The organism is Mesorhizobium sp. M6A.T.Cr.TU.014.01.1.1 (genome assembly GCF_004022765.1).
Taxonomy (GTDB): Bacteria; Pseudomonadota; Alphaproteobacteria; order Rhizobiales; family Rhizobiaceae; genus Mesorhizobium; species Mesorhizobium mediterraneum.
The window spans coordinates 1-8,435 of the sequence record NZ_RZPG01000056.1 but is presented as its reverse complement, the minus strand read 5'-3'; the positions used below and the strand labels follow the sequence as shown (position 1 = coordinate 8,435).

General features: G+C 59.5%; 5 protein-coding genes and 2 pseudogenes. 4 read left to right on the top strand and 3 right to left on the bottom strand.

Going from position 1 to position 8,435, the window contains the following annotated elements; translation table 11 throughout:
- Positions 1 to 160: 160 nt before the first annotated feature.
- The 4 genes and pseudogenes from EN885_RS34590 to EN885_RS32760 form a co-directional block, all read left to right on the top strand.
- On the top strand, positions 161 to 274 hold the full coding sequence (locus tag EN885_RS34590; RefSeq protein WP_236383579.1) for an AlpA family phage regulatory protein: 114 nt from the start codon (positions 161 to 163) through the stop codon (positions 272 to 274).
- Entirely contained in the window at positions 271 to 903 is a 633-nt protein-coding gene (locus EN885_RS32770; RefSeq protein WP_063169290.1) for a hypothetical protein, read from the top strand. Before EN885_RS34590 ends, EN885_RS32770 begins: the two co-directional genes overlap by 4 nt.
- Positions 904 to 1,608: 705 nt before the next feature.
- Positions 1,609 to 5,131 (top strand): annotated as a pseudogene (locus EN885_RS34935) (autotransporter domain-containing protein).
- A gap of 219 nt (positions 5,132 to 5,350) precedes the next feature.
- Positions 5,351 to 6,349 (top strand): annotated as a pseudogene (locus tag EN885_RS32760) (tyrosine-type recombinase/integrase); the annotation flags it as partial.
- 123 nt (positions 6,350 to 6,472) lie between these two features.
- Here EN885_RS32760 and EN885_RS34820 read toward each other — a convergent pair.
- From EN885_RS34820 to EN885_RS32750, 3 genes are all read right to left on the bottom strand, one after another.
- Positions 6,473 to 6,598 (bottom strand): hypothetical protein, encoded by a 126-nt coding sequence (locus EN885_RS34820; protein ID WP_281032982.1) that lies wholly within the window; start codon positions 6,596 to 6,598, stop codon positions 6,473 to 6,475.
- Between the two features lie 134 nt (positions 6,599 to 6,732).
- A complete protein-coding gene (locus EN885_RS32755; protein ID WP_126063908.1) occupies positions 6,733 to 7,071 on the bottom strand; it encodes a nucleotidyl transferase AbiEii/AbiGii toxin family protein in 339 nt (112 codons plus the stop codon).
- Positions 7,072 to 7,573: 502 nt separating this feature from the next.
- On the bottom strand, positions 7,574 to 7,804 hold the full coding sequence (locus EN885_RS32750; protein ID WP_127295339.1) for a hypothetical protein: 231 nt from the start codon (positions 7,802 to 7,804) through the stop codon (positions 7,574 to 7,576).
- Positions 7,805 to 8,435: the final 631 nt, after the last annotated feature.

Below are 8,435 nucleotides of genomic sequence, written 5' to 3'. Positions count from 1 at the left end.
CGCATTTGATGTCCGTCCAACGCTGGATGCTCCCGACGACGATCCCTATGTCTGGCTTGAAGATGTAGAGGGCGAGCGGGCACTTGCCTGGGCCGCCGGCCAATCGGCAAAGACCCTGAAGCACTTCAGTGGAGCGCAATTCGAGCGCGACCGCGCGACTCTGAAGGCAGGCCTGTTCCCTAAGCGGCGTCGCATCTCCCCCGGCCGAGTCGCATGGCTTGAATCCGATATCAGGGCTTGGATGGAAACTAGATCTGAGAGCCGCACCGCATGAATGTAGCCTCCCAATATCTTCTCCCGTCTGTGGCGCATCACGAAGCCGGGCACGCGGTGGCCGCCATCGTTTTGCACCGTCAGATGTTCGACGACGACCGTGAACTCCCTGCTTTCTCAAGTGTTAGTATTTACCCCGACGCCGGTGACGGAGAGTGCGGTGGTTTTGTCGAAGGCACGGTTTTCTATTCAGCGCAAGGATTCACCTCGGAGCTAAAGCCGATTTTCGAGAACGATATGGATCGACATTTCCAACGCGATGAAGCGATCCAAGAGATAGTTGCGTGTCTGGCAGGTCCTTTTGCAGAATCCGCATTCGAAGGCTATCTGGACCCGCGCGATATGGCGATGAATGCGTCCGATGGGAATGAGGGGAGCAGCGACTACGCGGATGCCAAGCGAATCTATGGTGAGTTGCGGTTCCTGATGCCGCGCCGCCCCCGTTGGAGGCGGATCGAAGATCGCACGGCCCGGCTAGTACTCGATCACTGGTCAGCCATCGAAGCATTGGCCGCGCATTTGCTGGTCAAGCATGATCTCCAATTCGATGAGGCTCTGACGATTGTTGCGCCGCATCTTCCGCCCATGCCAGCAGCTACGCCGCCAGAGCGTCATCCGCAGCCTGCTTGATCAGCCATTCGATGTGATTTGACCACATCTGCAACACCTCGCGCTTCTCCTTGACGTTGCTATAGAGATCGTAGATTTCGCCAATGTCTCCGGTGCGGGCTCACAGCCCGTCCATATAGCCGCCAGTCTGCTGCCTTCGAGTGGCCCATGTTGGCCGCGGCCAGGAAGTGGCGACGATTGAAAGGACAAAATCAGTTGCCGAAACTCATCGCAGGTGACGGTCTGGTGGCAATTTGGGCACATCTTGTGTCTCGTCGCCAGTAAACACGGATGCCCGGCAGGAGACTGAGCTCGCTGCCGGCGGAAATCGTAGAGCGCCAGCGACGCATTCTGATCTTTCGTCAGGCAGTCGACCGCCTTGGCATACGCCTCGGCCTCCATCTCGATCGACCTGAACCGGTATCTTGTGCGCCATCCGGACGATCTGGGAAAGCTTGGCCGGGCCGGCGCCTTCCCAGGCGCACGGGAAGCGCGACGACCCATGTGGACCCTGGATTTCACTCCGCACTTACGCTGCTTTGGCCTTGTCAGCAGCCTGAGCATAAAGCGTGCTCAGCTTTCAGGCCGAGCACTCATCCATTGTTGACAGCACCTGTCGTCATTCAGGATCGCCCCATTCTCGCAGGCCGCTTGCAGCTTTCAGGCTGTTGTCAGCCAGGGCCGCCATAAAGGGTCTCGTTAAACAACATTCAGGAGGCCGTTCCAATGATCAATCAGTTTGCGAGACTTTTTCGAGGACCAGGTATGCAGGCTTGTTTCAGGACAAAGAACTTTCTGGCGGCAACCACCGCGATGACGACGGTATTCCTGCCGGCTGTGTCTCTCGGGGTGGGTCTGGTAGCATTTCCAACTGGAGAAGCGTTGGCCGACGACCCGATTTCGATCCCGCTGGAGTATGTCGGGGAAGGCCATGACCGCCTGGGCATCTGGGCCAAGATCAACAATGGCAACGCGCAGCGATACGTATTCGACACGGGCTCGGACCAGCTCAACACGCAGATCGGGTCAGAGGTGACCGGGGTCCGCCCGATTGCCGACACGCCTTACGTATATACGTACGGGGACGGAACGTATGGCAATAAGCTTCAGAACGTGGAAATTGATAAATTTACATATGTCGATCCAGATCAAAAGATAACAATCGACGGGCCATCTGTAAGCGATAAGAAATACCGGGCTGCTCGCATTCTCGATTTTGTCTATACCCATGCGTATTGCAAGGACAACAATCTTAAGTGCACGCCGGGATCCGTGACGGATGGACTTAAAGATATGTATGGTCAGGATCTCCAAGAACCTTATCACGCCGATAAGGAGCAGCGGGCGAAAATGACCGCTGGCAAGATGGCAGACGAAGGCGGCGATTTCGCAGGTACACTCGGGGCCGGCGATTTTCTTGGCAAGACAAGTGTCTGGGGCATGATGGGCAGTGTCACCAGGTCTGGCTACGTGGTCTCCGCCAATGTGAATCCGGATTCCGAGAGCGACCAAACGCCTGGCTGTTCCCCCTGCACGATTGTCAACCTCAATCCAAGCCTCCGGGCCCAATATACTAATGCCATGCCATGGGGAGAACCCGAGGAAAAAGATCAGGATTCTTATCAGAATTTTCCTGGCTCTGGCGCCAATGCCTCGACCGAATACGAAGGCAGCTACAATCTGCAGTACACGGTTAAGGATGGAGCCCCACCAATCACCGACCCCAACAAGACCGCGGTATTGCTCGACACCGGCACACCGGGCGGTGGCAGTCTGGAGATCAGTGATGCGATGCTGAAGCAATTTCAGGATGCGGGCGTCGAACTTAAAAATGTTCGGAGAAATGAGCAACGCGAGATCGTAAGCGCATCGGGCAACATCCCGAGCGTTACAATCGCAGGAACGGATGGCGATCCGGTAAGGCTGGACAATATCGACTTCACCTACACCAGCGGCACGACGGAACAACCCAACGACCAGACCAGTTTTGTTGCCGGTCTTGACTTCTTCAAAAACAGATCGGTCATTTTCGATCTGGAGAAGAAGTATACCGCTTATTCGTCACATTTCGTCACTGCCAGCAACTTCTCTACCGATTCATCCGCACCCGAAGGGACCGGTCTGAGCAGGATCACGACGAGCATGGGGAATGAGGGCGGGGTCGGCATAGCGGGTGTCGTCTCCGGCTCCGGATCGCTGACGCTTGATACAAAGACGGTGGTCCGGATGACGAATGTCAACACCTACACCGGCGAGACGAATATTGCTCAGGATGCCTATCTCTCGCTTGCGGGGCTCGGCAACATCCAACGGTCAGCGAAAGTCGTTGCAGACGGCACGCTCGATATCTCCGAACATGGAAATGGCAGCGACTATTGGGGAATCTCCGACGCCTACAACGATGCCCGTATTCGTAGCCTGAGTGGCAGCGGAACGGTCGAACTGGGCAAGCGTACCCTGGTGCTAACGGCTTCGAACGACACTTTCGCCGGCAGCATCAACGACCTCGACGTTGATAACAATAATATGGGCGGCAAACTATTCGTTGCCGGTGGCGTGCAAACGCTGAGCGGAAAGAACAATTTTTCCGGCATGACGACGGTCGGTTCCGGCGCGGGATTGCTGCTTGCCGATACAGGTGTGCTTTCCCATGATGCGACCACGTCCGGCTTTCTCGGGAATGACGGGCAGATCGGGGGCACGGCTATCGCAAACAGCGGCGGTGTCGTCGCAGGCGGCGGCACCTACGGTGCGGTCACCATTTCCGAGGGCGGCACGGTCGCTCCTGGCAGTGCGACCGATCCGAGCAGGATCGTCACCACAATGACTGTCACGGGCGATTTCGCGCAGCAGTCCGGATCGATCTATCAGGTCGACCTCGCAAGGTCGTCCGATCTCATCGATGTTGGCGGAGCAGCGGCGATCGACAGCGGCGCGCAGATCGAGCTCCTGCGGCAGGGAACGCTATCGGTCGATGCCCGATATACTCTGCTCTCCGCAGCAGGCGGCGTAAGCGGCACCTATGGCGGGCTGACGGGGGCTCTGGCGACAGACGCGACGCCCTTCGTCGATTTCCAGCTCGTCTACGATGCCAACAATGTCTATCTCGATATCAGCCGCACATCGACGGCGTTTGCCGATGTAGCCAGCACCTTCAATCAACGCTCGGTCGCCGCAGCGGCTCAGGCGCTTGGAAGCGGTAATCCGATCCAGGACAACATCCTGTTCCTGACGGCGCCGGAAGCCCGCAACGCTTTCGATATGCTATCAGGCGAGGTTCATGCTTCCATTCATAGCGGCCTCATCGAGGACAGTCATTCTGTACGCGATGCCGCGAGCGAACGGATCCGTGCGGCGTTCGACGGCGTCGGTGCCTCCAGCGTTCCGGTGATGACTTATGGGCTGGGTGGTCTGGAACTGGCCCCGGCAACGAGTGAGAATTTCGCCGTATGGGGCCGTGGCTTCGGCGCCTGGGGTCATCTCGACAGCGACGGCAATGCCGCCGGTCTCGATCACTCGACAGGCGGCTTTCTGGCTGGCGGTGACGCGGCTGTCGGCGAAAGCTGGCGGCTCGGCCTCATCAGCGGCTACAGCCATACCTCCTTGGAGGCGGACGATCGCGCGTCGTCGGGCTCGAGCGAGAATTACCATCTCGGTCTTTTTGCCGGCACGCAGAACGGCAATCTCGGTTTTCGTTCCGGCCTTGCCTATACCTGGCACAGCATCGAGACCGGCAGGTCCGTGGTCTTTCCAGGCTTCGCCGACAGCCTTTCGGCCGATTACGACGCCGGCACGTTCCAGGCCTTTGGCGAGCTCGGCTACGGCTTCGGCTTCCTTCGAGCCCTACGCTAATCTCGCTTATGTGAATTTTGACGCCGATGGCTTCACCGAGAATGGCGGCGCAGCCGCCTTGTCGAGCGGGGATCGCTCGAGCGACACGGCGTTTACCACGCTAGGTCTGCGTGCGTCGACGGTACTGACCCTCGGCACCGTGACTGCTACCGCGCGCGGCGGTCTTGGCTGGCGCCACGCCTTCGGCGACGTCAGGCCGGATACCGCTCTTGCCTTTGCTGGCGGTTCCTCCTTCGCCATCAAGGGCGTGCCGATCGCAAAGAACGCAGCTCTGCTCGAAGCTGGGCTGGACGTAAACATCACCGAGAACGCGACGTTCGGCATCGCCTATCAGGGACAGATCGCCTCGGATGCCCAGACACACGGGTTCAGCGCCAAGCTCGGCGTCCGTTTCTAAATCACCCGCAAAAGAGATTGGTTATGAAGTCAGTGAGTGCATTTTCTTTTACCGTCGTTCTCGGCTCAGCGACGGTGATGTCTGTGTCCGCCGCGCGAACGGACGATGCCTGCTACAACAAGGCACAAAGCCTATGATGACGCAATGTTCAATCGACGACCTGAAGCCAGTCGATGGCGAGCTTGACAAGCTCTACAAGGAGATGGAGACCCGGCTCAAAGAGTCCCGGCGCATGTCCAGGAACTGGTCGAGACCGCGAGGGGCTACAACGCCACCTCGGAGAACACGCGCGACGCCTACCCCAAGGATTGGCGGCATTTTTCCTCCTGGTGCCGGCGCGCTGGCTTCGATCCCCTGCCTCCGGGCTCGAAGGTGATCAGGCTCAATATCAGCGCCTGTGCCTTGGGCACCGCCGCCGGCGATCCGAAGCGTGGCGCCCCTGCCCTTTCGGTTGCGACCATCGAGCGGCGGCTTTCCGGCCTCGCCTGGAACTTTACCCAGCGCGGCCGGCCGTTGGACCGCGCGGAGCGGCATATCTATACGGTTCTTGCCGGCATTCGCCGCGCAAGCACGCAAAAGCCACCGCGGCAGAAAGAGGCGGTCCTGGCGACGATCTGCTGGCGATGATCGCCACGCTCGGCCACGACCTCAGGGCCTGCGCGACCGCGCTATTTTGCTCCTGGGCTGTGGCGGCGGCCTGCGGCGCTCCGAGATCGTCGGTCTCGACGTCATGCGCGACGACAACAGCGATGGCGCCGGCTGGATCGAGATTTTTGACGGCAAGGGCTGCTGGTCACCCTGCGCGGCAAGACCGGCTGGCGCGAGGTCGAGGTCGGCCGCGGCTCCAGCGACCACACCTACCCCGTAGTCGCGCTCGAGAGCTGGATCCGCTTTGGCCGCATCGCACGTGGACCCCTGTTCCGCCGCATCTTCAAGGACAACAAGACCGTCGACGTCGAACGGCTCTCCGACAAGCACGTCGCCCGCCTGGTCAAGCAGGTGACGATCGCCGCCGGCGTCCCCTCCGATCTCCCGGAAGGGTAACGGGCGCTGCTGTTCTCGGGCCAGTCGCTGCGCGCCGGACTTGCCTCGTCGGCCGACGTCGAGGAGCGTTACATGCAGAAGCAGCTCGGCCATGCCTCGGCCGAGATGACCCGCAAATATCAGCGGAGGCGCGGCAGATTCCGGACCAACCTCACCAAGGCGTCCGGGCTCTGAGAAACCCCTCCCCTCCCTCGGTTGGTCGCTAGGTCGTGGGGGTCAGGTTCTTTGAGTGATGACAACACCTCGTCGAGCACAGCGAACGCTGCGTCCAGACTGTCGGCGGCCGACGCTTCGTAGTCAGGGCATGATCATCAGCTGTGCAATGGCGCGGCCGACGAATTCATTGTTGAGTTTTTCCATCCGCTGTCTGGTTCGAGCGACCTGTTCTGGGAGCGCACGCAGAGCGTTGACGACCTCGTCCAATTGCGACCGGGCTGCGGCGGCGATGTCGAAGATGTCGCGCGGGTTGGCTTCCGAAATCCCCGGTAATAGACCTTCTTGGCGATGATTTCCGGGATGGTCTCGAGCCGCACGGTCCTGCCTTCCACCACGCGGGTCTAGAACGGCTTCGTTGTTAGCGCTCCGGCAACGATGAAGTCGATTTCGCCAACGTCTTCGAAGGCGAATTTCTGGAACCGAAGCCCGTCCCCCAAATAGTCGGACGGCATCGTTTCAAAGTGCAGGTGGCTTTTGGATGGTCGATGACCGAGCAATTGAGGGTCGTCGAGGAAAATATCGATGTCGTGGCTTTCGCGATGGCCGATCTGGATCATCATAGCCGTTCCGCCGCCAAATGACCATTCAAAGTCGTAGCCCCGGCATTCCCGCGAAGCTGGCCGATCAGGTCGATATAATACGAAAAAGCCGCCGCCATTCGGACGGGCGTCGGCTATCATGTCCAGCCATTACGCGGCGAGCGGATAGCTTTCGCCGGACCAGGCAGAGAACTTGGCGGCAAAAGCCTTCATCTCGTCGACCGAATGTGGTGCGCGGTTGCGAACTCGACTTGCTGGGCCAGTCACGAGAACTGCAGGCACGACTGTGCCCCCTTGCCCGCCCCCACGGACGTCCAAACATGCAATTTGGCAAAGCACCGGCGCCGAAGCCACCCGACCTCGATGACGCCATTTCGTCGAAGCATGTGTCGTCGGCACTGTGCAGGGCAGAAGCAGGCTGTCGGTCCCGCGCAGCGACAGCAAGCGCGGCCTGAGCATGCGAAGGGAGTCGCTTTGATAGGAGTACCCGGCTGGGTTCCGTTCAGGACGTTCCCTGAAGACTTGGTGGCGTGGCGGTGGCTTCGACGCTGGTGGTGGGCAGGTTGTCGTAGCCCGGGTGCAATAAGCTTAGTCATCTAGGTCTCCTGGGCGAAATTTCCGCCATTGGGGGCCAAGTTTCACGCTATGCCAGCCCGTAGTTGTACAGGTGAAGCCGACTGGTCAGTGGACCGCAAAACGAAAGGCGCGCCGCTTCTCTTTGGTGATGCTCGCGCCGCGCTTTCTTCGCTGACGGTATGGAGATGAAGCGCGGCATGCCCCTGTAGCAGCCGATTTCACAACCAGACTTGCGCCCGCACTGCCCCTGTTGCTGCGGCATACCAATGCGTGGCGTCAGGAAGACTTCGTCGACCATTAGCCGTCTCGCTGAGATACTACCGAGCCCGAGCTCCCCTATCCTAGACCCTCGTATCGCATATCGGACGGCCCCACATCAGCCCAAGTTGCCATGGGGACCAGCCCCATGCGTTCGCCCGAATGCAGCTTCCTGGCTTGATCGACAGCAATCCAGGGGACGGTGCAGGCCAAGATTGCGGCAGGGCTTGGGCAACCATCAGGTCGCCCAAGGGGTGCCCCACCCTTCTCCTCAGAACTCAGCTGCTTCCAGCTGGCGGCTGAAACTCACAGGCGCAGCCAGCTTGGTCTCTAACCGCATCGATCGCATCATGGTGTCTGCCATGAATCCGTGTGCGTGAAGCGCTCCAGAGCGAAGATGTTGGGCGTCAACCAGGTTCACCAATGAGCTTCACTGCTCGAGTTCTGCACGGTGTCACCGCCTGGCGCCGGAGGTTGATCCGGTGATTAGGAGGAGCACTCGTTGTCGGATTCTCGACGATGTCGGACATGTGACACAACGCTTCCAGAGCGATCGCGTTGTTCCGAAACGATTTTCCCAGTTGGCACGACGGTTGCGGTCCCTATGCGCAAAAGCACTGCGATGCCGCACCGACTGGAAGAACTCATCAATGATCACGCTTTTCGAACAT

What these genes read in the sequence shown, in the direction of transcription:
- EN885_RS32770 (WP_063169290.1), top strand. Translation starts at nt 271, where the DNA reads ATGAATGTAGCCTCCCAATATCTTCTCCCGTCTGTGGCGCATCACGAA.
- EN885_RS32755 (WP_126063908.1), bottom strand. Translation starts at nt 7,071, where the DNA reads ATGATAGCCGACGCCCGTCCGAATGGCGGCGGCTTTTTCGTATTATAT.
- EN885_RS32750 (WP_127295339.1), bottom strand. Translation starts at nt 7,804, where the DNA reads ATGGTCGACGAAGTCTTCCTGACGCCACGCATTGGTATGCCGCAGCAA.